At 36.2% G+C, this 24,642-nt stretch carries 24 protein-coding genes; 6 read left to right on the plus strand and 18 right to left on the minus strand.

The features are described 5' to 3' along the window. Positions 1 to 30: 30 nt before the first annotated feature. Positions 31 to 2,175 (plus strand): cell division protein FtsA, encoded by a 2,145-nt coding sequence (locus EJF36_RS15635; protein WP_125907211.1) that lies wholly within the window; start codon positions 31 to 33, stop codon positions 2,173 to 2,175. 411 nt (positions 2,176 to 2,586) lie between these two features. On the opposite strand, the gene EJF36_RS15640 is transcribed toward EJF36_RS15635, so the two are convergent. Next, positions 2,587 to 3,207 (minus strand): spore coat protein, encoded by a 621-nt coding sequence (locus EJF36_RS15640; RefSeq protein ID WP_125908413.1) that lies wholly within the window; start codon positions 3,205 to 3,207, stop codon positions 2,587 to 2,589. Between the two features lie 211 nt (positions 3,208 to 3,418). On the opposite strand from EJF36_RS15640, the gene EJF36_RS15645 reads away from it, so the two are divergent. After that, on the plus strand, positions 3,419 to 4,357 hold the full coding sequence (locus EJF36_RS15645; RefSeq protein ID WP_125907212.1) for an arginine deiminase family protein: 939 nt from the start codon (positions 3,419 to 3,421) through the stop codon (positions 4,355 to 4,357). A gap of 196 nt (positions 4,358 to 4,553) precedes the next feature. Here the strand turns inward: EJF36_RS15645 and EJF36_RS15650 are convergent, their stop codons facing one another. The 4 genes from EJF36_RS15650 to EJF36_RS15665 form a co-directional block, all read right to left on the minus strand. Beyond that, positions 4,554 to 5,198 carry an MOSC domain-containing protein gene (locus EJF36_RS15650; protein ID WP_125907213.1) on the minus strand — a complete coding sequence of 215 codons (645 nt, stop codon included), beginning with the start codon at positions 5,196 to 5,198 and terminating at the stop codon, positions 4,554 to 4,556. Between the two features lie 230 nt (positions 5,199 to 5,428). Then, the gene (gene ytxJ / locus EJF36_RS15655; RefSeq protein ID WP_125907214.1) at positions 5,429 to 5,755 is read right to left on the minus strand and encodes a bacillithiol system redox-active protein YtxJ; all 327 of its coding nucleotides are present in this window, start codon (positions 5,753 to 5,755) and stop codon (positions 5,429 to 5,431) included. A gap of 71 nt (positions 5,756 to 5,826) precedes the next feature. Beyond that, the gene (locus tag EJF36_RS15660; protein WP_125907215.1) at positions 5,827 to 6,201 is read right to left on the minus strand and encodes a hypothetical protein; all 375 of its coding nucleotides are present in this window, start codon (positions 6,199 to 6,201) and stop codon (positions 5,827 to 5,829) included. 11 nt (positions 6,202 to 6,212) lie between these two features. Continuing rightward, complete coding sequence (locus EJF36_RS15665) at positions 6,213 to 6,653, minus strand: DUF948 domain-containing protein (RefSeq protein ID WP_125907216.1); 441 nt, start codon at positions 6,651 to 6,653, stop codon at positions 6,213 to 6,215. 163 nt (positions 6,654 to 6,816) lie between these two features. Between EJF36_RS15665 and EJF36_RS15670 the strand changes: the two genes are divergently transcribed. Next, positions 6,817 to 7,932 (plus strand): aminopeptidase, encoded by a 1,116-nt coding sequence (locus EJF36_RS15670; RefSeq protein WP_125907217.1) that lies wholly within the window; start codon positions 6,817 to 6,819, stop codon positions 7,930 to 7,932. A 51-nt stretch (positions 7,933 to 7,983) separates the two neighbouring features. Here the strand turns inward: EJF36_RS15670 and murC are convergent, their stop codons facing one another. The 6 genes from murC to EJF36_RS15700 form a co-directional block, all read right to left on the minus strand. After that, positions 7,984 to 9,285 (minus strand): UDP-N-acetylmuramate--L-alanine ligase, encoded by a 1,302-nt coding sequence (gene murC, locus EJF36_RS15675; protein WP_125907218.1) that lies wholly within the window; start codon positions 9,283 to 9,285, stop codon positions 7,984 to 7,986. Between the two features lie 426 nt (positions 9,286 to 9,711). Beyond that, positions 9,712 to 10,809: a nicotinate phosphoribosyltransferase gene (locus tag EJF36_RS15680; RefSeq protein ID WP_125907219.1), complete on the minus strand. Its 1,098-nt coding sequence runs from the start codon at positions 10,807 to 10,809 to the stop codon at positions 9,712 to 9,714. Between the two features lie 37 nt (positions 10,810 to 10,846). Further along, positions 10,847 to 13,321, minus strand: a complete 2,475-nt coding sequence (locus tag EJF36_RS15685) for a DNA translocase FtsK (protein WP_125907220.1) — start codon at positions 13,319 to 13,321, stop codon at positions 10,847 to 10,849. 158 nt (positions 13,322 to 13,479) lie between these two features. Next, on the minus strand, positions 13,480 to 14,277 hold the full coding sequence (locus EJF36_RS15690; protein ID WP_125907221.1) for a DUF1444 domain-containing protein: 798 nt from the start codon (positions 14,275 to 14,277) through the stop codon (positions 13,480 to 13,482). A gap of 14 nt (positions 14,278 to 14,291) precedes the next feature. Beyond that, positions 14,292 to 14,606 (minus strand): thioredoxin family protein, encoded by a 315-nt coding sequence (locus tag EJF36_RS15695; RefSeq protein ID WP_125907222.1) that lies wholly within the window; start codon positions 14,604 to 14,606, stop codon positions 14,292 to 14,294. A 358-nt stretch (positions 14,607 to 14,964) separates the two neighbouring features. Beyond that, positions 14,965 to 15,486 (minus strand): hypothetical protein, encoded by a 522-nt coding sequence (locus EJF36_RS15700; RefSeq protein ID WP_125907223.1) that lies wholly within the window; start codon positions 15,484 to 15,486, stop codon positions 14,965 to 14,967. 123 nt (positions 15,487 to 15,609) lie between these two features. Between EJF36_RS15700 and EJF36_RS15705 the strand changes: the two genes are divergently transcribed. Continuing rightward, positions 15,610 to 16,056, plus strand: a complete 447-nt coding sequence (locus EJF36_RS15705) for a YtoQ family protein (RefSeq protein ID WP_125907224.1) — start codon at positions 15,610 to 15,612, stop codon at positions 16,054 to 16,056. A gap of 36 nt (positions 16,057 to 16,092) precedes the next feature. On the opposite strand, the gene EJF36_RS15710 is transcribed toward EJF36_RS15705, so the two are convergent. Both EJF36_RS15710 and EJF36_RS15715 read right to left on the minus strand, forming a co-directional pair. After that, positions 16,093 to 16,617, minus strand: a complete 525-nt coding sequence (locus tag EJF36_RS15710) for a DUF84 family protein (RefSeq protein WP_125907225.1) — start codon at positions 16,615 to 16,617, stop codon at positions 16,093 to 16,095. Between the two features lie 77 nt (positions 16,618 to 16,694). Beyond that, positions 16,695 to 17,768 carry a M42 family metallopeptidase gene (locus EJF36_RS15715; protein WP_125907226.1) on the minus strand — a complete coding sequence of 358 codons (1,074 nt, stop codon included), beginning with the start codon at positions 17,766 to 17,768 and terminating at the stop codon, positions 16,695 to 16,697. 337 nt (positions 17,769 to 18,105) lie between these two features. On the opposite strand from EJF36_RS15715, the gene EJF36_RS15720 reads away from it, so the two are divergent. Beyond that, positions 18,106 to 18,411, plus strand: coding sequence for a PepSY domain-containing protein (locus EJF36_RS15720; RefSeq protein WP_125907227.1), 306 nt, complete (start codon positions 18,106 to 18,108; stop codon positions 18,409 to 18,411). A 110-nt stretch (positions 18,412 to 18,521) separates the two neighbouring features. On the opposite strand, the gene EJF36_RS15725 is transcribed toward EJF36_RS15720, so the two are convergent. The 3 genes from EJF36_RS15725 to trmB form a co-directional block, all read right to left on the minus strand. Beyond that, entirely contained in the window at positions 18,522 to 19,007 is a 486-nt protein-coding gene (locus EJF36_RS15725; protein ID WP_125907228.1) for a GNAT family N-acetyltransferase, read from the minus strand. Between the two features lie 36 nt (positions 19,008 to 19,043). Beyond that, on the minus strand, positions 19,044 to 19,883 hold the full coding sequence (locus tag EJF36_RS15730) for a YtnP family quorum-quenching lactonase (RefSeq protein ID WP_125908414.1): 840 nt from the start codon (positions 19,881 to 19,883) through the stop codon (positions 19,044 to 19,046). 153 nt (positions 19,884 to 20,036) lie between these two features. Then, entirely contained in the window at positions 20,037 to 20,708 is a 672-nt protein-coding gene (gene trmB, locus EJF36_RS15735; protein ID WP_125907229.1) for a tRNA (guanosine(46)-N7)-methyltransferase TrmB, read from the minus strand. A 155-nt stretch (positions 20,709 to 20,863) separates the two neighbouring features. On the opposite strand from trmB, the gene EJF36_RS15740 reads away from it, so the two are divergent. Continuing rightward, on the plus strand, positions 20,864 to 21,142 hold the full coding sequence (locus EJF36_RS15740) for a YtzH-like family protein (protein WP_125907230.1): 279 nt from the start codon (positions 20,864 to 20,866) through the stop codon (positions 21,140 to 21,142). 98 nt (positions 21,143 to 21,240) lie between these two features. Here the strand turns inward: EJF36_RS15740 and EJF36_RS15745 are convergent, their stop codons facing one another. Both EJF36_RS15745 and pulA read right to left on the minus strand, forming a co-directional pair. Further along, positions 21,241 to 22,023, minus strand: coding sequence for a phosphotransferase family protein (locus EJF36_RS15745; protein WP_125907231.1), 783 nt, complete (start codon positions 22,021 to 22,023; stop codon positions 21,241 to 21,243). 357 nt (positions 22,024 to 22,380) lie between these two features. Then, positions 22,381 to 24,528, minus strand: a complete 2,148-nt coding sequence (gene pulA / locus EJF36_RS15750) for a type I pullulanase (RefSeq protein WP_125907232.1) — start codon at positions 24,526 to 24,528, stop codon at positions 22,381 to 22,383. Positions 24,529 to 24,642 lie beyond the last annotated feature (114 nt).

Raw genomic sequence — 24,642 nt, forward strand, 5'->3', positions numbered from 1 at the left:
ATGAGAAATAGATAAAGTAGGTGCATGATAATGAGCAAGAACACACCACTATTTGCTTTAGATATTGGTACACGTTCTGTTGTCGGTATAGTACTAGAAGAATATGAAGGTCAGTACAAAGTCATAGATTTAATTGCTCAAGAGCACAGCGAACGTGCTATGCTAGATGGTCAAATACATGATGTACTAGCTGTATCACAAGTAATATGTAAGATTAAGGATGAGCTAGAGAAAAGGCATGGCGTATTACAAAAAGTTTGTGTAGCTGCTGCTGGTCGTTCATTGCGAACAGAAAGAGCTAAGTTTTCAGTGAACATATCTGGGAAGCCCATGATAAAGAAAGAAGACATCATTCATTTAGAATTATCTGCTGTTCAGCAAGCACAGCATCAGCTCGCTGAAAAGGACAAGCTTGAAAAGAGCTATAACTACTATTGTGTTGGCTACTCAGTTATACATTATCAGCTAGATGAAGCTGCAATCGGTAACTTAATCGACCAACAAGGGGAATATGCTAGCGTTGAAGTGATTGCTACTTTTTTACCGAAAGTAGTTGTAGAGTCTTTGCTAGCTGCATTGCACAGAACCGATCTTGAAATGGAGGCACTCACACTAGAGCCGATAGCTGCCATTAACGTATTAATACCTCAGACTATGCGACGTTTGAATGTAGCTTTAGTAGATATAGGAGCAGGGACTTCTGATATTGCTATAACTGATGAAGGCACTGTTGTTGCTTATGGGATGGTACCTATTGCCGGAGATGAGATAACCGAAGCTGTTAGTGATGAATATTTACTTGATTTTCCGTTGGCAGAAAAAGCAAAGCGTGATTTGTATCTTCAATCAACAATAACTATCACAGACATTTTAGGCTTCGAAACGGAAATAATTCGAGATGAGGTTATTGATAAAATCTCATATGCTATAGATAGGCTGGCATCTGCTATTAGTGATGAAATATTACTATTAAATAATCAGAAGCCTCCAAAAGCAGTTATGCTTGTTGGGGGAGGTAGTTTAACTCCTGACCTTCCTAGGACAATTGCTGAAAAACTACAATTACCAGAGAACCGTGTAGCCGTTCGTGGCATAGATGCGATTCAAAACCTTCAATATGACAAAGATATGGTAAAAGGCCCAGAGTGGGTTACACCAATTGGTATTGCAATTGCGGCAAAACAAAATCCCATCCAATACATCACGGTTGATGTAAATGAGAGAACGGTTAGAATGTTTCAACTACAGCAATTATCAGTTGGCGATTGCTTATTAAGTGCTGGAGTAAAGCTTAATAAGCTTTATGGTAAACCCGGCCAGGCTATTATTGTAAAAATTAACAATCAACAAGTTACTATTCCAGGAACATATGGTCACCCTCCCGTTCTATTGAAAAACGGAGAACCTTGCTCGTTAGAAGACATTGTTCATAATGGAGACGCCCTAACTGTTGAAAGAGGTACAGATGGACAATGCGCAAGCATTACTATCAATGAACTTTTAGAGGATGTATCTGTAAAGACGGTATATGTGAATGACACTAGATATGATGTAAAGCCCGTTATTTATCAAAACGATAAGATTGTGGAAGCAACTATACAAGTACAAGATCACGATCACATAACATATGTCTTTCCAAAAACTATTAAAGATTTATTGAACTTTGTAAAACTAGAACAAACAGTAAACAATCAACAGCAGTTTACTGTCACACTAAATCACAAAACATACGACATTCTAGAATGGTCAAGCTCAGTATTATTAAATGGCAAAAAGGTAAATTTATTGTCTCATTACTCTAACAATGATCATATTTCTATCACACACACTTACATACCAACGCTCGAAGAAATTAGTGCAAAGCTGGAAATAGATTTAAATTGTACGTTACAAGTATTTTTTGAGGATCAGTTGATTACGTTAGAAAAAGTAATGCACAAAGTGTACCGGGATAATCTTTTATTAAGAGCTGAAGATCGCATTTATCCTGGTGACAATTTAACAATTGAAGAAAATCATTACGAGCCATTTATTTTCCAGGACATCTTCCGATATGTCGATATTTCAATACCTCAAACAAGCAACAGTCAGTTTTTACTCTTGAGAAATAACGAAGAGGTTGGGTTTGACACAATCCTAAATGCTGGAGATAAGATTCATATAAAGTGGCTTTAAGAATTGCTCTTGTCTGTAAGATTATTGGTAATTCCTCTAGAATGGATACAATAATTTGTCGTTATATGTCGGTGCCTGGCACCGACATGTAACGACAATTTTTGAACAGTTGATACAACTGGCTTTTTAAGTCCTCTACTTTTGAGCGTGCCAGGCACCTACAACCTTCGACACCGAATAACATAATATGACACGAATCCGACAAAGATTCATGACTTAACCACACATACTTTAATAAACTCATTCAATAAAAAAAAACGCAAATCACTCTCTTAAGTACTCACTATTTCACGTTTACTCCATTAAATATTCCATAAGTCACAAATTTCAGGACGAAAAAGTTCCACTTCCTCATAAATGTTAAAAGACAGAAGGGAGTCATTTTCACCTTCTGTCTTAAGAAAAAAGATTCTAGCTTCTGTAATTAAAACCGGGATTAGGCATTTGAGGCTGGCCTGTAAACGGTGTAAAGCCTGAAGTCATTTGTGTCATATCTTGCTGATTTAATTGAGGCACTTGATAGTAGTGCTGCTTATTTTGATATAAGAAAATTTCATATGCCATCTCAACATAATTAGGAATACTGTCAGCCATCACGCGTCTAACTACTGGATTTGTTACTTCCAGAGAAGTCATAGTCAATAAAGAGGCTGTTGACTTAATTAAACCAAGCATATGACCTGAAATTCCTTTGTCTTTAATGTCTGCAACCGATTGATTAGGCTTTTTAGGCTGACTAGGTTTCAAACCATACGTTACAGTGTTGTTTTGTCTCATCATATATTTTTTAGTCGGATGAGATGGATCTTGCCCAGTTGAGAAACATTCACATGTAATATTGTATTGATCTAAAATAAAGTTGTATTGACGGTCTAAAATGTCTAGCAACTCTTGGTCTTTCACAAACATTCGGAACATCATAAATTGATCTAAAACATTAATCATTCCTGATAAAACTTCATGAAGATCAAATACTTCATGGCCACCGTGATTCATTTGGTTTGACATTTGATTAGACTGTGGCATATTCATTGGTCTTTGTTGGGTGTATTGTTGTTGCACTCTAATTCCTCCCTAAAAGAAAATTTGTTACGGATATATTATTTTCTTTTCTGCTCGATTCTTTCCTACAAATCTTTTGGCAATTTAAGCAAGTATAATGGGAGGACTTTTTTTGAATGTTTTCCTTATTCATGGTAACGATAAAAGTAAGCCAATATGAAAAAAAAGGGGTCTGAAACAATTGATCAATATAACACCACGAGCCTATTCGGAACATGATCAGTTAAAAACAGTCATGTTATGCCCACCCTCTGCTCTTGATGTACCTGACCATAAAACAGCAACTCTTGTCCAATGGAACGGTCCCGTTGATCAAGAGAAAACACATGAAAACTTCGAAAATTTATCAGGTGCGTTAAAAGCAGAGGGAGTTAACGTTATACATTACACAGATTATTTATCTGAGGAAGATAAAAGATTAAATGAACAATTAATAAACCGTATCTTTGTACGAGACATAGCCTGTGTTTTTGGTAATATGATATTACCAGGTGAGCCAGGTACATCAATGAGAAAACCTGAGTATATCCAGGTTCATCTTTTATTAAAAGAATGGTTTAAAGATCAATTTTTAATCAACGAAAACAATAACCTTAAATCTTTAGAATTTGGAGACGTTATCGTATTAAGCAAGGATGCCATTTTTATCAATGTTGGCATGCGTACTACTATCACGAGTGTAGAAAAAATAAAGGATCTAATTTTCAAAGCAGGATTTTCTGAAATAGGTATTATAGACCTACCGAGAACTGCGAGCACATTACACCTGGACATGAACCTAAATGTTGCCGCATCTGATGTTGTAATATCAAAAAGCTACATACGCTATTTTCCTGTAATGGTCTTAACTGAAACAAGTGTAAAGTTTAATATGGTTCAAGAGTTTTTGAATAGACATGGATTTGATGTACATTGGATTGAACAATATAAAACGATTCCTGATATTAATTTCTTAAATCTCAATCCCGACACGTTACTTATTAGTAAACAAACAAACCAAAACATCTTTAAAGATCATCCTAAGCTTTCTAAGAAAAAACTCATACCAATTGAAGTGACTGAAATGGAAAAAGGTGGCGGTGGAATCCGTTGTATGACTTTACCTTTAGAAAGAGAATAATTTAAAAACTTCTTCTTCTGGAAGAAGTTTTTTCACATCTTTTACAACCAAAGTTGTATTAACGAACTCAAACATATAAAAGAATAAATAGTGATGAATTGTAAAAATACCGAAGATGGCACCGAGTACGGTGTTAACCTCTCATGAATAAAAAAGAAAGTTAGCTCATATTTACACTAACTTTCTAGTTAAGTCATTATAACTTGTCCAATCTTTTACGTATATGATCTTGCCATTCTTTTGCCAATGTTGGTATAGCGAGAAGCTGCTCCATCCGCTCTTTATTCTTTTTATCATGGAAGAATATATGATTCGCTTCTAATATTGTCATGGATTGTTCAGGACTCTCTACGAGTTCGATAGAGGTCTGCTCATCAATCCAGCCTTCTTTTAATACACGTCCTAAATAGCCAGTATAACCCGTTTCAACAAGTCGTTTAAGTAAGGAATTCTCCTCATTATAATTAGACAAATTGCTGCAAGGAATTCGAGGTTGAGAAATTTGTACAATGGTTTCTCCTATCTTCAAAACATCACCGATTTTCACAATTTCCTCTGATAATCCTTTAATAGTGATATTTTCACCAAATCCAGGGATGATAAACTGCTTATTATATTCTGCACCCCATTTTTCATAATGGTCCGCACAATAAAACAAGACCGCACGTTCAGGTCCCCCATGTGATTTATATTGAACAGAATCGCCAACAAAGCCGTTCTCCGTTAGAAATGCTTTTGTAACTTTACTTCTCCCAACGCTTGAAATAAACTCTGTATCATTTGCTTTTATCTGTTTAGGTTTACCTATATTAAGTGATACTAACTCAACTGAGGTAATCATATTACCCTCCCCCAAAAATATTTCTGACTTAGAATCTATATTATGATATTAAATAAAGTAACTCTTTAGTGTTTACAACAAAATTATTATAGTAAATCCAAACCAATATTATACAGTTTTTCGCCATAATATATCGAGAAAAAAAAAAAAACGCATCATAAAGAAAATAGCACATCATGTTTATTAATGATGTGCTCTCCTCTAAATGAATTGAGAAGTGTAACTGTTCTCTATTTTACAGCTTCTTCTAATGATTTAGTTGTAATCTTCCAGTGAGATGTGTGCCACACAACTTCGTCCTCTTTAATTAGTAACGCTTGTGGTGACTCGTGTTTTATATTATATGTCTCAGCAATATAATTAGACAAAGGACGAGCCTCTTGCACATATAAATATGCGCTCACCACTTCTGAGTTTGACTTCGTGAATGATTCATACTCAGAAAATGCTTGCCCACTGACGGGACATGTTAAGCTATGTTTTATAACAAGTAATTTTCCATGCTCTTGAATAAGCTGTTCTAGTTCTGCTTGTGTTGTTACTTTAGTTGATGACATAAACTACCTCCTTAAATAAAAAAATTAGCGGTGAAGATATCATAGCACTTCACCGCTAATTATAACAAACATTACTGTTTAACAGTTTTCTCTGCGTCCTCAAATGCTTTTTTAGTGCTTTCTAATTTTTCAGCGAGATCATCTGAGCCAGTATGTTTCTTTAGTGATATAGTAACCTGTTCATCCACTGCTTCTGCTAATTCTTCGTTTTCTGGTGTACTTTCGTTGCTTTGTTTAGACTTACGCGCCGCATCAACTAGAACTATACCGGCATCACGAACAGTTTCGGCTAATTCGCTAGCTCGCTTTTTAAAGTTGTCGTCAACTAGTTCATTTAAGTTTTTGCTGTTCTTAGATGTAAGCATCCAAGTCGCAAATGCTCCAATAGCCCCACCAACCACAAGTCCTGTCATAAAGTCCTTCATGCTAGAGTCTTGTTTACTCATGTAACTACCTCCTAGCTAATTTTTTTATTATCTTCTCTTTGGTTTCTTTTTTCTTTTAAGCTTTCCCACATTTCCATAGCTGTATGAGTGACATCTACTAATTTAGAAAATGTATCCTTTTGAATGTCCAATTGCTTCATAAACTTATCGGTCATTTCCTGCATAGAAGAATTAACACGACTAATCGTACCACCAAACTCTTCAACAGATTTTATTACAGTGTTCAATTGTTCTGATTTTTTTTGTAAATCATCGGCCAGTCCATTCGTTTTTTTTAATAGAGATGTAGTTTCTTCTGTAATCCCCTTCAATTGCTTATCAAACGAATCAATTGTACTGGATACTTGTTGGAATGTTGTTTGCATAGAACGTAAAGTTCTAGCTAAATAAATAACTAAAATTAAGAAAGCTAATGCAATGACCGCTACGCTTATGTAAACAATGATAATCATGATATGCCCCCTATCCTACTGCTTTTTACTACCCTAAAATTACAAACTTAAACATTATTAACACTTCGACATACATTGTGTTTTTCCTGCATAAGAAAAACGTTAAACATTATAAAATATTTCGGGTACAATAAGAGTATACATAAAAATGGGAGGTTTGTTCATGAAGGACCCTAGAATTGAAACATTAGCTAAAAATTTAATAAACTATTCAGTTCGTTTGCAACCCGGAGAAAAAGTACTAATCGAAAACTTTGGTTTACAGCGGGAGCTTGTAATCGCACTTGTGAAGGAAGCATATGAAGCAGGTGGCTACCCGTTTGTGTCATTAAAAGACAGACAGGTTGATAGAGCATTGTTAATGGGGGCACAAGAAGAGCACTACAACATGATAGCAAATTTCGAGGCGAATGTTATGAGCAACATGGATGCTTACATAGGATTACGTGCAGGTGACAATATTAGCGAACTATCCGATGTACCTGATGAAAAAATAAAAGTAGAAGGACGAACTGTTGGAAAAAAAGTACATAGAGAAATTCGCGTCCCAAAAACAAAGTGGGTTGTATTACGATATCCAACTAACTCGATGGCTCAGTTAGCTAAAATGAGTACAGAAGCATTTGAAGACTTTTACTTTAATGTGTGTAACTTAGATTACGGTAAAATGAATCGTGCTATGGATTCTTTAGTGGAATTAATGAATAAAACGGATGAGGTCAGAATTACTGGATCAGGTACAGACCTTACTTTTTCGATTAAAGACATTCCAGCTATTAAGTGTGCTGGAGAAATGAATATTCCAGATGGAGAAGTATATACAGCTCCTGTTCGTAACTCTGTAAATGGTACTATTACATATAATACTCCATCTCCATATCAAGGGTTTACGTTCGAAAATGTTACATTGACATTTAAGGATGGACAAATAATCGAAGCAGCAGCTAACGATAGCGACCGCATTAATAATATTTTCAACACAGATGAAGGCGCACGTTACATTGGTGAATTTGCAATTGGCGTGAACCCATTCATTCAGCATCCTATGCAGGATATTCTGTTTGATGAAAAAATTGATGGCAGCTTCCATTTCACACCAGGTCAGGCATACGAAGATGCTTATAACGGTAACAATTCTGATATTCATTGGGATATGGTTAACATTCAGCGCCCAGAATACGGTGGAGGAGAAATATACTTTGATGGTGTGCTGATTCGTAAAGATGGTAGATTTGTTATCCCTGAACTAGAGAGTCTAAACCCTGAGAACTTAAAATAAGATATTATTAAAAAACAGACTAGCCAACTTAAGAGTGGCTAGTCTGTTTTGTTATGATTGCAATAGCGTCTCATATGCTACTTGGAACTTTTGAACATCTCCCGCTCCCATAAAAATAATGACTCCATCTTTATGAGTGCGAAGAATAGACATATCAGCTTCCTCAATAATCTCTGATTTATCTATTAGTTGCTGTAAATCATGTATTGATAATTTCCCAGCATGCTCACGTGCAGATCCAAATATGTCGCACAAGTACGTTTGATCAGCTTGTCGCAAGCTTACTGCAAAATCGTTTAAAAATGTTTGCGTTCGGCTATAAGTGTGTGGTTGAAATACAGCTACAATTTCTCGATCAGGATATTTTTGACGAGCTGCTTCAATCGTTGCGGATATTTCCGTTGGATGATGAGCATAATCGTCAATTAAAATTTGATTTCCTACTTTCTTTTCTGTAAAACGACGCTTCACACCTTTGTGTGTTTTCAATCTACTTTGGATTGTTTCCACGTCAATATCCTCATAATGGCATAGTGCAATCACAGCTAATGAATTTAAGACATTATGATTACCATAAGCCGGAATAAAAAAGCTAGCAAAAAAAGTGTTGCGAACAAACACATCAAAAGTAGTACCCTCAGTCGACTTCACAATGTTTTGTGCCTGAAAATCGTTGTCTTCGTTAAACCCATAAAACATAACGGGTACCTTTGCTTGTATTCGCTGTAAGTGTTCATCGTCACCACAAGCAATGATTCCTTTATTAACTTGCCAAGCCATTTCTTGAAATGCACTAAATACATCATCAACATTCGAGAAGTAATCAGGGTGATCAAAATCAATATTTGTCATGATAGCATAATCAGGGTGATATGATAAAAAATGACGTCTATATTCACATGCCTCAAAAATAAAATATTCGCTATTCTCTGTTCCTCTACCTGTTCCATCTCCAATTAAAAAAGAAGTTGGTTTGGCTCCAGATATTACATGCGCAAGCAACCCCGTTGTAGAGGTTTTTCCATGAGCACCTGAAACAGCAACGCTCGTGAATTTCTTCATAAAGGCGCCCAAAAACTCGTGATACCTTATTACAGGTGCGCCTAGTTCCTTCGCCGCCACAATTTCCTCATGATTATCAGGAAATGCATTTCCTGCAATAACAGTAAAGTCTGGTTTAATATTTTCTTTATCAAACGGAAGAATGCAAATACCTTTTTCTTCCAAAGCTTGTTGTGTGAAGAATCGTTTATTTACATCAGACCCTTGCACTTCAAGTTTCATATCGTGTAGCACTTGAGCTAAGGCGCTCATGCCAGTGCCTTTAATTCCAACAAAGTGGTAAACAGTCATACGAGAACCTCCAGCATTCGTCGTCTATCTGTTGACAGTATATGACGTTCATCTATTTTTGCCATGATTAAACCCAAAAAACTTTAGGCTAATAAAAGAGGAAATATGTAAAGAGACTGTATCTTTAATGAATTTCTCCATATACAACATCATAATAGCTTAAATGTTGTACCCTCTTTTTAAACATCACTTTTCGTAGATGATGAATGTATTGTTATAATACGTATCAAGTAAAAAATATATTATTGCATCTAATTTTTTTACACACTGTACTATTATAACATTATTGCTTAACAAACACTATGTATTTCATACAGGCCTATTCTCCTGTCATATTTTCTATGTTTTAAACAAATGAAAAACTGATAGTCCTTTACTATCAGTTTTTCCAACTTGTATGAACCTATTTACATTTTAAAAAAGGTCTTACTCAACTTTTTCAAGTCTTGCGTTAGGACGGTAACGACGACCTGCCTTCGCCTGATCTTTACCATTTAATTTTACATTATCGCCTGTGAAGCCAATGTTTATTTTCAACAAACTGCTACCTACTCCGTAAATGTCTACAGGTACATTCTGCTTTTCAAATTCCTCAATTCGCCTTTCATTAAATCCACCCGTTACAACAATTTTCACATGGTTGTAACCTTCGCTATTTAATGTATCTCTTAAGGCGAAAATGAGCGGAGCATTCACACCTCGCGGATCAAACGTCCCTAACACTTCAGGATGACGAACAAAATATTGATCAATCATCGTACGAGATGTATCTACTCGAACTGCCTTTAGTTTATCTTTAAATTCACGTGCAACACGAAGCGCATCCGTAATGACATCATTGTTATAGTCTACAAGCACCATTAAGTCATCCTCTGGGAACATTTCATGGTAGGCTTGTGAGGCTTTAACTATGTCACCATCAAATAATTGAATCAATGCATGTGGCATTGTACCCATTCCTTTTTTTCCCCACCATTCACTCATAGCATGTGTGGCTTGAGCGGAGGAGCCTCCAATGTACGCCGCATAGCCATCTCCAGCTTGCTGTGTAAAATGGTCGTCTCTATCACCCATAAAGATAACAGGCTTTTGCACTCCTGAAATACCGGCTGCTTTTACAACGTTGTACACATTCGTTGCAACAGATGTCCGCCTTGCTAAAATACCGTCAATAATCCCTTCCAAATATCCAAAATTTTGATACGGACCGGTAATTGTTAATACAGTCTCAAACGGAGCAATCTTGTCTCCATCCTTTAATGAGTAGATATCAAGATTGTCAGGATCATCTGCAAATTCTTTAATTAAAGCAATTACCTCATCAGTCCCACATAAAACAGCATTCTCTTTTTGAAAAAACTGCATCGTAACGACATTATCCGGCTTATATTCTTTAGCAATATCTCTTGTTTTTAAAAAATAAACGGCAGAAAACCAACCATCTCGTACGCGGTGATCAAACTTAAAAGTTCGATTTGTGAGCCGTTTAATTTTACCTTGCATCTTTAGTTCTATTTCCTTCATCACGAAGCTCCTTTGAATAAAAATGTAGTATATTATATCACTGCTGTGTCTCTAGTTTTTCGGCTAACTCAGTTTCATCTATAAGAATATCACGCGGCTTACTACCGCGATTTTCTGAAATAATCCCTTGCTCCTCCATCATGTCTATGAGACGTGCCGCACGATTATAGCCTATGCGAAAACGACGTTGCAATGATGAAGTTGAAGCACCACCTTGCTCTAAAACAAACTCACACGCTTCCGTATACAGTTCGTCATCCATTTGGGGAGACTCTATTGTTTTCTTCAACATTTCTTCTTGAGTAAACATAAAATTAGGACTACCCTGTTTTTTTGCAAAAGAAACAATTTCATCAATTTCTTGGTCATTCACAAAGCACCCTTGAAGGCGAACAGGTTTTGATGCTCCATTTTCTAAGAATAACATATCACCTTTACCAAGTAACTTTTCAGCGCCACTTATATCAATTATTGTTCGTGAATCCACTTGGCTGGACACTGAGAAGGCAACCCGTGTAGGTATATTGGCTTTAATTAAACCAGTTATAACATCAACAGATGGTCTCTGTGTTGCGACTAAAAGGTGGATACCACAAGCACGTGCTTTTTGAGCAATTCTTGCAATAGCCTCTTCTACATCACCAGGAGCAACCATCATTAAATCTGCTAACTCATCAATTATTATCACTAAATACGGTAAATGCTCTTCTCTTTTACCTTTTTCACGTGCGAGTTCGTTAAATCGTTTAATGTCCCTCACACCTGCATGCGCAAAGAGCTCATAGCGTCGTTCCATTTCTTCTACTGCCCACTTTAAGGCGGCAGTGGCTGCCTTTACATCTGTTATCACTGGGCTAGCTAGATGCGGAATATTATTATACGGGGCAAGCTCTACCATTTTCGGGTCAATTAATAATAAGCGTACATCTTGTGGCTTTGCTTTATATATTAAACTAACAAGCATCGTATTAATACATACACTTTTTCCTGATCCTGTTGCGCCAGCAATTAAACCGTGAGGCATTTTATGAATATCTGTAACAATCGGGTTTCCAGCAATATCAAGTCCCATCGCAACTGTTAATGGAGAACTGCTTTCTTTAAATACAGCTGCTTCTAAAATCTCTCGTAAAAACACTGGCTTGCTTGTACGATTTGGAACTTCAATTCCGATTGTGTTTTTTCCTGGAATCGGTGCTTCAATTCGAATGTCTTTCGCAGATAAACTCAGTTTGATGTCATCAGATAAGTTTGTTATTTTGTTAACTTTGACACCAGGCTCTGGTTGAACCTCAAAGCGAGTAACAGCTGGACCTTGAGTGACATTCACTACATTTGCGCGGACATTAAAATTGAATAAGGTTTCCTCTAATAATACACGTTGATTATTAATCCACTCAGCGTCTCCCTCCGTATTCACCGGGGCAGCCGTTAACGTATTTAAACTTGGGAATTTATAACTATCGTGTTGGTTTTGTTCACTTGGACGAGAAGTTCGCTGATTTATACTTTCACGGTCCTTTTTTAACATAATAACATTATAAGGGATAGCTCTCGGCCTAGAGGTAGTGTGTTTGCCTTCCTCATTGTTTGTAGTGTGTGTTTCTTCCTCGTTCAGTCCATCATCCTGCGTTATTTCATTAGTACCATGATTTAGATGATTAACGTCACTTGATTCGTCCATCGAATTACTAAACATTCTAGCTGGGCTAGTTCCTTCATTCTCTGATTCGGTCTCCTGCTTTAAAACAGGAGCTTGTGTCAGTTCGGGCTCCGTTTGTTCTTTCTCATTCTCATAATATTTATCAGCTATAGTTACATCATCTATCAGTTCGTCTACATCACTGTTCGCTGTGGTATCGTCTGCATCGTTGTTCGCTGCGTTATTAAGTGTATCTGTTGACGGTTCAGGTTCAAACTCAACAAAGTGCTGAGTATTGTTATCTTCTTCGTGATTAACAAAGTCCTCTTTTTCATTATGGTGTATTTGTTTTTCTTCACTTATTTTTAGTTTAACTTCAGACTCAATCTGTACGTTATCTTGAGTATGTTTATTTTCTTGGAACGAAGACACTACGTTCTCGAGCCTTTGTGTATCAAAATCCTCGAAATCTTTTTCTTTATTATCTTTTTTAAAATATTCATCTTCAGTATTCGTTTGTTTACGCGGTGCAAACCCATATATCGGAGATGGAACCTCTGTTCTTTTAAAGGATTTTTTCTCTTTCTTTTGCGCTTGTGCGTGTTTGTTCACATTCACCGCTTGGTACGGTTGTGTATACTCCTTCTGTTGCTTCAAATCCTTACTTTTACTTTTACTTTTATGTTTATCATGCATCACACCTGGTTCCTCGTCAGGTATGATTGGAAAGCGAAATGTTCCTTTTGGATATTCATAAGCCATTTTCACACTGGCTTTTTCATTCTCATTTCGCATCTTTTCAGGCTCTTTATTTAAATTATTATAATTTTCATCTTCTGGAGTACTAAATAATTTTCTAAACCAATTCATCCAAATTCCACTCTTTCTTACTTCGTATACGTTATATTTTAGCAGATTTTATGGATATGAAAAGCAAGTATAGAAATGGTTTTGCTTTAGCACTTATCTATGTACAGAATTTTTATGCTCTTCACGTTAAAAAAGAAGCTGCTGAGCATAGCAACTTCTTACTCTGATTGTTTATTTTTCGCTAAAATAAAGATTGGCTCTAAATTCCCATCTTCATATAAAAATGGCAAGGCAGTAATAGGTACACGGCCACTTGCAAAGAAGCTCATCGCCATCTGCGCTAACACGTCATACCCCGTATCATTACGTATATCAGCCAAAATTAGTACATCTTGGTGAGGTGTAGCAATAGCAAACTCACCTTCCACTTTCTCACTAAAGTTCTTTAAGAATTTTTCATGGAGAATTCTACTAGCATCATATCCATCATTCGTGTTAATAAAATAAAAAACATTTCCGGCCACTTCATCTTTTTTAAATGGCATTTCTAATGACCGTACATTAAACCTAGCTACTTCACGAAGTCTTTCACGATCCCAATTTTCTCGTGCTAGTAAGCTTTCATCAATTAAACGATATGTTTTCCCTAAATCAACAGCATAATATATACGAGTTTCAGCTGTATGATCATCATATAATAAAGGTACTTCTTCATTTGATTTGTCTGGAAATGAAGTAGAACGAATAACAGGGAAGATGTGTTTTTCCTTACCATTTAATTGTAGTTCCTCATTCATAACTGTTAACGCTTCTGTTATGTAGTACACCACTTCATCAATTGCTGCTTCGCCATTTTGTTCCCATTTCGCAACAATATTGGGTAAAGATACTGTTATTCCTTTTTTTGTATGAGTATCTTCAATTCGAAGTGTATCTTTTTTAGCGTCATACCTATAAGTCCAGTCATCTCTATCTAGTTGAGCAACAAGCATATCTTTAATTTGTTTTGTATTCAAAATATAACCTCCTGCTATTCCTTTAAACCACGAATAAACTGTTGGATTTCTTCTTTCGTTTTTCTATCCTTGCTAACAAAACGGCCAAGCTCATTGCTATTTTCAAATGCAATAAAGCTTGGGATGCCGAACACATCTAATTGCTGACAAAGATCAATAAATTGATCGCGGTCAACATAATAAAAATCGTATGCTGCAAATTCTTCCTCTAGCTCTGATAAAAACGGTTCAATCACTCGGCAATCCGGACACCATTGCGCTGAAAATAACAAAATAACTTTTTCATTTATAATTGAATTATATTGCTCTATAGATTGTAATTCTTTCATTTTATCTCCTCCAAATAAATATCACTTAGCCGAATCATATCAAACAGCATTGAAAATTACCAATTTCGTGCTTTTAAATGCCCAGTAGTTTCCCGGCTTACTTTTCTAGGACAGAGTACCGTGAACCGCTGCTTTCCTTCTTCCTTGTAAGATTCGACATAATATTTTGCTCTCTTGGAGATAGGACTCAAATTAACACTGCTTAGAAAATTAGCATACTTTTTCAGAAGCGTCACTTGTTTCCGGTCAACAACAGCCCTTCAAACAAAACGAAAGTAATATTGCGTGAGAAATCCCCTAGCTAAAAGATGCTCAATTGCAAAAAAAAGAAGACTTGTTGGAGTCTTCTTTTGTGGCATTATTTATCTGTGTCTATAACATCATACGTTACTGACCTGACTATTGTTGCAAATTCGTCAGCGTATCCTGTAATTTTTCGAGCTTTCATCTGAGTTGATAGTTTCACTCCGCCAATACCGACAGTAACATCATAAAGTGATTTATCAGCCTCTGTAATAACGATATAGCTAAACATGTCGTCTTGTTCCATTGTCTTTACATACAATGGATCTTCTTCACTGTCCATTAACGTCTCATATGCTACTTGACTAAGTAAATCTTCATGAGGATTAACAAATAGAACTGCTGTTATCGAAGAATCTGAAAGGATAATATTATTTTCTGATTCTTCTTCAGTAGTAAAATCCTTCGGTATGTATGCTTTTAGCACATCATTCTCAAAGTTAGTTTCTTCAGGTTCTGCTGTTATTATTTCCTCAAAGGTTTCATATGCTTCTTCAGCTGCTTCATCTACAGGTAATGAACATCCTGTTAGAATTGTTATCATAAAAATCAAGGAAACTAGTAATCGTTTAGTCATAGTTACTTCACTCCCATTTTCAATCTTACCTTTTTAAGGAGGGACTTACAAGAACTTAGTTGCAAGAAATTGTGACATAATTATGCTAAGATATTACTAAATACTGTATGAGGAGAGATTAATATGGAATTAATTGTGTATCTTGCAGGCGAAATACATACTGATTGGCGCACAACTTTTAAGCAAAAAGCTGCTGACATGAATCTACCCTTAACGTTTGTTGGCCCGATGGAAAATCATGACCGATCAGATCAAATTGGTGAAGAGATACTTGGAACACAACCTAATAATATTATAAAAGATGACACAGCTTCCCAGTTTAACAACTTACGAACAGAAATTTTACTCAACAAAGCTGATATTGTTATTGCATTTTTCGGAGAAAAGTATCGCCAATGGAACACAGCAATGGATGCAAGTACAGCTATAGAAAAAGGGACGCCGTTGATACTAATTCGTCCTGCTTCATTACATCATCCATTAAAAGAGCTATCCAACAAAGCCGATGTAACAGTTGACACAATTGAACAAGCCGTTCAAGGACTAGCTTACGTGTATGCAGAGCAATAAAACCTAATAAAAATAACTTAGGGTATTCTCCCTAAGTTATTTTTGATTCATATTTAATTGTTTATATTCATATTGCCCTACTAATAGTTTCGTTACGTGCGTAAACATTTCAGATCTGTTAATAAGTCCATTTGTAAAGATTCCAACTGCCCCTTCATGATGACGAACTAAATCCTTCTTAGTATAAGCATCCATCACAATGCCTAGCTCTGTTCCTTTACGGACCTCCATCGCTACTTCAGCAGGCAATTGAATGCGAGCGCCGCCTGCCACGATCGGCTCTTCATCTTGATAGACTAACGCGCCCCAATTAATTAAAAATAAACCATAGGGAGTTTCACATACCCCACCTTCTAGACCAATACCAATAGAGGCGCCGACCTTCTTTTTACTATTTATCGCTCGATTTATAGCTCCTTCTATCGTTTCAGTATCATTTAATGGTTGTGCAGCGACACCCGAAGGAACGTCAGTAGGGACAAACTGTATATCATCACTTTTCCATACACCTTTAATTGCATTCACTTTTGCAGGATTTAATGATCCAATTGCTATTTTCATAGTTACTTGTGGTCCTTTCTCATATTTTCATGAAAGAAAACGAGCCTGTTATGACAGACTCGTACGTGTTTCGTTGTTTAAGAATTTTGCTTAATAGAATTAACGGTTGTTTGATCAGCTGAAGTTACGAGCTTAACTAGCAACTCTTTTGCTGCCGCATAATCATCGACGTGAACGATTGAGGCATGGGTATGAATATAACGTGAGCAAATACCAACAACTGCTGATGGTACACCTTCATTAGATAGGTGAACACGTCCTGCATCCGTTCCCCCTGCAGATACAAAATATTGATAAGGGATGTTATGCGTTTCTGCCATATCTAATACAAATTCACGCATACCACGATGTGTAATCATTGATCTATCAAAAATACGCAGCAATGCACCTTTTCCAAGCTGACCAAAAGCATCTTTTTTGCCAGACATGTCGTTAGCAGGACTAGCATCTAGAGCAAAAAAGATGTCCGGTTTGATCATCGTAGCTGCTGTTTGTGCACCACGTAATCCAACTTCCTCTTGAACAGTTGCACCAGAATATAGAACGTTAGGCAACTCCTGATTATGTACCTCTTTTAATAATTCAATTGCTAAACCACAGCCATATCGGTTATCCCATGCTTTTGCCAATATCTTCTTATCATTAGCCATCGGTGTAAATGTACTTTCCGGTACTATTTGTTGCCCTGGCTTTATACCAATCTTGATCGCATCTTCTTTATCATCAGCACCAATATCAATAAGCATATTTTTAATATCCATTGGCTTACTTCTTTGTGCTTCTTCTAAAAGATGTGGTGGAATGGAGCTAATCACACCAACTACTGGACCATTAGGCGTGATAATTTGAACACGTTGAGCAAGCAAAACTTGGCTCCACCAACCTCCTAGAGTTTGAAAGCGGATCATTCCATTCTCAGTAATGGAAGTAACCATAAAGCCTACTTCATCCATATGACCTGCAACTATAATGGTTGGCCCATTTGTATTTCCTCGTTTCACACCAAAAATGCTTCCTAGACGGTCTTGTAAAATCTCTTCACTATATTTTTCAAGTTCACTTCTCATGAATTTACGTACTTGATGTTCATTCCCAGGCGCTCCTGGTAATTCTGTTAGCGTCTTAAATAGTTGTAACGTCTCTTGATTCATCGTGACACTCCTTATATTTTGATTATGTATAAATAGTATTGTACCATTAGTATAGATTACGTTTCCACACATGTTAATTGATGCGCATTTAGTTATAATATAAAAGAAGAAAGTGACGTTTTGTATAGATTAATACGGCAACATCTAAAATCATTACAACTCTATGAGATATTGGCTAGCCCCCGCAGTTGCGACATCCGGTTGCCAACTATTCTCTTCGATATAGGTACAGGTTCCCTAGAGCTAGTCAGTTATTTTAAAATTTCTGCATTCCTAAATGATTGACATACTTAAGACACTAATAGGTTATATATAATTATAAATGGAGGTATGTGAAATGGGTTGGAGACGATTTGCATTTGGAATAGGTATAGGAATAGCGGGAGCAGTGTTACTTCAAGAACGTTTGAAAAACAAGGATTTTATCTCGGGAGAAAAAGCTTTAAAACTTGCCAAAAACGCGTTATCTGAAGTTGGTACTATAACAGGTTCTTGGATTCAAATGTTTCCAGAAGAGTTCACTAACCAAAAGCTGTCCTATTCTGTGTACACGGGTGGGCTTACATTATCCGATGACAGACAACTAGAATTTATGGTAGATGCCAAAACAGGGACTGTGCTTGATTATAAAGAACTTACATAATGAACAAATAAAGTGCCTAAGCTTTTGGTCTGAACCCCAAAATTAGATTTCACTCTAACTTTTTTTGGATGACGGCTCATTCTAACTAGGCACTTTATTTGTCCGTATTACTACAATTTCAATCGCATTCGAATTGTTTTTAATACATGACCATCAAAGTTATCATCGAATTCATCGATTAACTTAAAACCCTTAGCTTCATAAAATGTTTTCCCAATCGTATTTTCTTTTTCTACGTTTATATAAATCTCTTTAACGCCAGATAAACAATGAATCGCTTCTTCTAATAATTGTGTTCCGATACCAATTCCCTGGTACTCAGGATAAATATATATAGCCGCTAGTTCCGCTTTCATTTTTTCTTTTAGAAGAGAAACGTTTGCAAATCCAACTATTTTATCTTTTACAGCCGATACTAACATTAGAGAGTTTCGCAACCGATGCTGGAGCATTTCGTTGCTATACGCACTGCGTAAAAAATCATCTTGTACATGCACAGGAATAATTCCGTTATACGTAGTATGCCAACTTATTATAGCTACTTGTTGAACTTGATTAATATCTTTTTCTTCCATCTTACGTATTTTAAAGTCCAAGCCGTCCTCTCCTAACGAGCTAATATATAATCTGCCCTAGCTTCTTTTCAGCTCAGAAACAATTTCTCGAGAATCATTCCACTTTATTGCTCGATAAAACGCATCATGGTAAAACGTGTACCATGCATCTCGTTCAATTCCGTACTTCATCCACGTTTGCTTTTGATCAATCGATGTCATTGGATAGTCATCATACGCCATTACCCATAAAACATTATTATGAGCATGTGTCGGCATAATATCTGCCATATGAATAGCCGTGTCATTTCCATCTTCCATTTTTACAATAGCATGACCGGCACTATGTCCTCCTGTATGAATACACTCAATTCCTGGGATAACTATATGTTTTTCCTTGAATGGTTCAACTTGGTCAACAATGGCTTGCCAATTTTCAATCCAATATGTAGATTTAGAACGGATATTTGGGTTACGCATTTCTTCCCATTCTTCTGTAGTTGTAATTATATTTGCATTTTCAAACGTAGACACTAATTTATCGCCTTCCCACCTCGTCAGACCACATGCATGATCAAAATGTAAGTGCGTCATAATAACTGTGTCAATTTGTGCTGTGGTTAGACCAAGGCGCTGTAGACTTTCTTCAATACGTGATTCCTCTGTTACCCCAAAATTCCGCTTCGCTTTATCTGACATTTTATTATTGCCAATTCCCGCTTCAATAAGAATATTTTTGTTCCCTTTTTGCACTAAAATGGGATCAGTGCGAAGCTCTATTTGATTCCGGTCATTAAAAGGATACTTTTTGCTCCACAAAGGCTTTGGTACAACACCGAACATTGCACCACCATCTAAATGAGTCACCCCACCTTGTAACCATGTTAATGTAATATCACCTATTTGTAACGTCTCCACCATATCCCCACCTTCTCTGTTTTGAATTTATTTTACCATTATTCTGATAAATATCTCTAGCATTCTGATATTAAATCACTCACAGTGAAGGCTAGATACTTCTTTTTAACCATTCAAAAAGGACAACCGATTAGATAAGTTGTCCTGAGTGATTTATACTTTTGTATTAGCTACCTTTCCTCGCCTGTTTTTAAATGTTACCTCTGACCTATAAATACGTTGACCTTTAGCAGAAAACTTTTCTTCATATTCTGTCATAATGTTGCCTTCAAAATCACTATTGTGTAAGTCTAAGCTTACGATTTTTAATATCAATCCATATGCTGAAAAACTCGTTAACGAATATTCAAACAAGCCTTGGTTATCCGTTTTAAAATGAAGCTCACCATCTGGAACCATGATATCTTCATAAATACTTAAAAATGATTCGTACGTTAAACGGCGCTTCTCATGTCTTGATTTTGGCCAAGGGTCTGAGAAATTTAAATAGACTCGTGCTATATCACCTTTTTGGAAAAAATCACGTAAATCAACAGCATTTTTATTTAACAAACGTAAGTTTGGCAACTGTTCTTCAATAGCCTTATCAAGTGCTGATATTATAACACTTTCGTAAAGCTCTATACCAAAGTAATTAATATGAGGGTTCGACTTCGCCATTCCTACAATGAATTGACCTTTTCCAGTCCCAACTTCTATATGAATGGGATTATTATTTCCGAACACTTCATGCCATTTACCTTTATATTTCTCTGGTTCATGAATAACTATGTTAGAATGCTCTAATAATTTATCCTTTGCCCACGGCTTATGTCGTAATCGCATGTAAAAACACCTCTTATATCTATTTTCTTCAAAATCCATCAATTTGTTGCATTTTAAAAAGCCAATCGTTCTTGATCGGCTGTTTGACACGTATAAAATTAATAATAAAAACACATAGTAATATTGATTCTATACAATTATGAGGATGTGGTCAAATGCCTTTAAACAGCCAACATCAAATAAGTGTACTACGTGATATTTTGAGTGAACATGAGCTCGACTGCTGTGGGACTGTTGCCGAATGCGAGCAGCTTGAACGTTTAATTAAATCTTTAATGGTTAACACAAGCCTCGATTCAAACTTAAAGCATGTGCTAGAGGATATTTATAGTTATAGCCAAACAGGGCAATACTCCCAACATTTAGACGAGCATATACAAGGTCACCAACAAAATATCGGAAGTTGGATTTCACAAATTGATCAATTTTCTTAAAAGCAATATGTGCCCACGTGCATCTTATCTATGGCTTGCTAGTAGGCATTCTTAACTTTGTAAATCCTAAAAGCAGACCCTTATAATAGAGGTCTGCTTTAATTATTTGGTACATATTTTTTTATTAAAGCAATGCAACGATCATACTCTTCTTTTTTAGCTCTATTTTTATTCCAGATTGCAGATAGCACAGTCTGGGCAATTACATACCACTTCATTCTATGTTTCATGGAGTCGTTTAATGTAAGTCCGTATGCAGCAAGCCATGTTTCCCATTTATATTCAGGAATATACCAATATAGTAGCATGCCTATATCCATGGCCGGATCAGCTATTACAGCTCCATCCCAATCAATTAAATATAGCTCGTTGTTATCAGATAATATCCAATTATTATGATTGATGTCACTATGACAAACCACATATTCCTCGGTAGTCATTTTGTTTACATGTGCATCTAAGTATTGTAATGCTCGGTGACATACGTTGCAATCTTTCATATTATAATCAAGAGTAACGCGAATATCTGACAGAAGCATTTTAGGTAGTAACGGTTTTTTTCCAAGTCTTTTAAACATGTTTAAGAGCGGCTGTGAGTGATGTATTTTTCGTAGTAAACGTGCTACGTCAACACTTTCCATTTCAACCGGTCTCAAAACCCTACCATTTAACCAATGCTGTGCCGTTATGACGTCTCCGTTTTCTAATCGTTTTGTCCAAACAAGTTTAGGGACAATTCCTTCTGCTGATAATACAGCAATAAATGGTGAAGAATTTCTTTTCAAGAAAAGCTTTTGTTCTTCGAATGTAGCTAAATAAGCATCTCCTGTCACGCCACCTGCAGGAACTATCTCCCACTCATCACCTAAAAAATGTTCCACTTTTGTCACCTTCTATACTTTCTCCCGCAGTACTATCTTTTAACTGCTACATTCGTTAGTAGTGATAGTAGTGGATCCAGATACCCACTTACACTGTTTGCTCTATGTAAAACAATAAGTCTGTTAAACATTACAAAAATAGCTAGTTGTTTAGAACGTATACATCAACATTACGCTGCAGATTACATTTTTCTAGGTAATCTAAGTCCTCTATTCTGATTCTCGAATAAAAAAGACAGCTATTGCCAAACAGAGGGACAATAGCCATCCTTATCTTAGATTTTACGTATTTCTCCTTTTTTCGTCAAGACAAACTCTCGTTCTTAAAGATAATTATATATTGTAATTCTTCCCAAATCACTTATATAATACTATAGTTGATATACCCGGTATTTCAAATTCATTACCTTTCACAGACATATCTTGAGCTAATGTAACTTGTTTTCCATCACAAGCAACGAACCAGTCCGAATCAGGCAATTGTAAATATTGTGAGCTAGAATCATTATTAAACGCCACTACAATTTGCTTCCACGGCCCAAAACGTGCCACATCCTGCAAATGAAAAGCAACTACTGATTCACTGCAATCAATGAAAGTCATATGGTTGAATATTTGAGTTGCAGTTGAAAGCCTAAATGCCCCATGATATTTTCGTAGCTGAATTAACCCTTTTATAAAATCAACATCAGCATTTTGTAGTGCCCTACGTTCCCAGTCAAGCCAATTAATATGATCCGGTGATCGATAACTGTTGGCATCTCCCTGTTTTGTACGATAAAACTCCTGACCTGCGTGTATAAAAGGAATACCTTGAGACAATATCACAATGGACGTCGCTAATTGATGACGACGACGGCGAATAGCTTCATCCTCATGTTCATTACTTTTTGCTAGCTTATCCCATAATGTGTGATTATCATGTGATTCAACATAATTAATGGAGTAAGCTGGACTTACAAATAACCGTACATCACTATTTGTTGTTGGTACACTTCCAGCGATACACAACATCGCTTCTCTTTTTTTATTATGACTACCTAATGTAAAGCCTTTATCATGTAAATTAAATGTACTTCCTTTAATGCTATCACGAAATTTATCATTAAAATGAGCAATTCGTGGCATTTTTGCAGTGTTGTGTATAGTCGCCTTTTCGCTACTATGCATCGGTGTATTTAAATCCCAGCCTTCTCCCAATAAAAGAATCGTCGGGTCTACCTCATCACATACTTTTCTCACTTCATTCATCGTTTGTATGTCAAGAATACCCATCAAATCAAAACGAAAGCCATCCACTTGATATTCATTTAGCCAGTATTTAACACAATCTAAAACAAATTTTCGTACCATAAGACGTTCAGAGGCAATGTCATTTCCTACCCCAGTCCCATTAGATGGAAATCCATATTGATCATATCGAAAATAATAACCTGGCACTAATTTCTCAAAGCTTGATTCTTCTCTTTCAAAAACATGATTATACACAACATCGAGAATGACAAATAATCCTTGCTCATGTATACTCCGGATTGCACGCTTTAACTCATAAATTCTGTTATAAGGGTCATTTGGATCGGTTGCATAGCTTCCTTCTACTGCAAAAAAATTTAATGGATTGTATCCCCAATTGTAAGCAGTGTCAGGACTTCTTTCATCAACACCTGCAAAATCATTTACTGGCAGTAACTCAATATGTGTGACACCTAATTGCTTAATGTACTCAATACCAGTTGAAAGTCCCTTTAGATCAGTTGTATCTTTTTCTGTAAATGCTACATACTTCCCTTTATGATTTATACCACTAGCAGGATGTATTGAGAAATCTCTAACATGTAATTCATAAATAATGGCATCTGTTGTTTGCTCTAACCTTTGTCTTTTTAGTGCTGGCAATCTTGAAGCGTGAAGATCAACCACTACTCCATACTCCCCATTCATAGAAACAGCCTTTGCATAAGGGTCAACAGCCTCTCGCCAAACAAGGTTTACACAAGCTAAGTAAGTATATTGTGCGCCGTTCAAATCACCTTGTACACACGCCGTCCAGACTCCTTTTTCCCCTTGAAACATACTTATTTGTTCAAAATACTCATGATGTGGTCTTCTAATTTTTATTTTCACTGAAGATGCCGTTGGTGCCCATACTTTAAAGGTTGTGTCAGTGTGCGTATACGTTACCCCTAAATCGTTGCCATCATAATAATATAACCTATCAAACTCTTTCGTGCGAATGACGGCACCTATTTGTAAATCAGTAAAAACCCCGTATTCATCCTCAACATCATACACTGAATCTAATTTTATATAAAAAGGGAGCCTACATTCATATTTTACAAAAGCATGATGGTCTTCTTTTTTTACAATTGGTAAAGAAAAATTCTTATCATTCACATGTAAGGTAAACTTATTAGATTGCCCTTCTCTATAAGTTCTCACCAAAATAATCGTCACAACATCTAGTGCATCTAGATACGCCTCAAAAGCTCTTTTAATTTTTAGCAATGATTTTATTTCTTCCCTTCAGTCGTATTTTATATGAAAATAGTATTAATTTTGATAATATTATTATTGAAAGCTTAGTGTTAGTTATTATTTAAAACAACACTAAATAGCTAA

This window comes from Bacillus sp. HMF5848, from assembly GCF_003944835.1.
Classification (GTDB): domain Bacteria; phylum Bacillota; class Bacilli; order Bacillales; family HMF5848; genus HMF5848.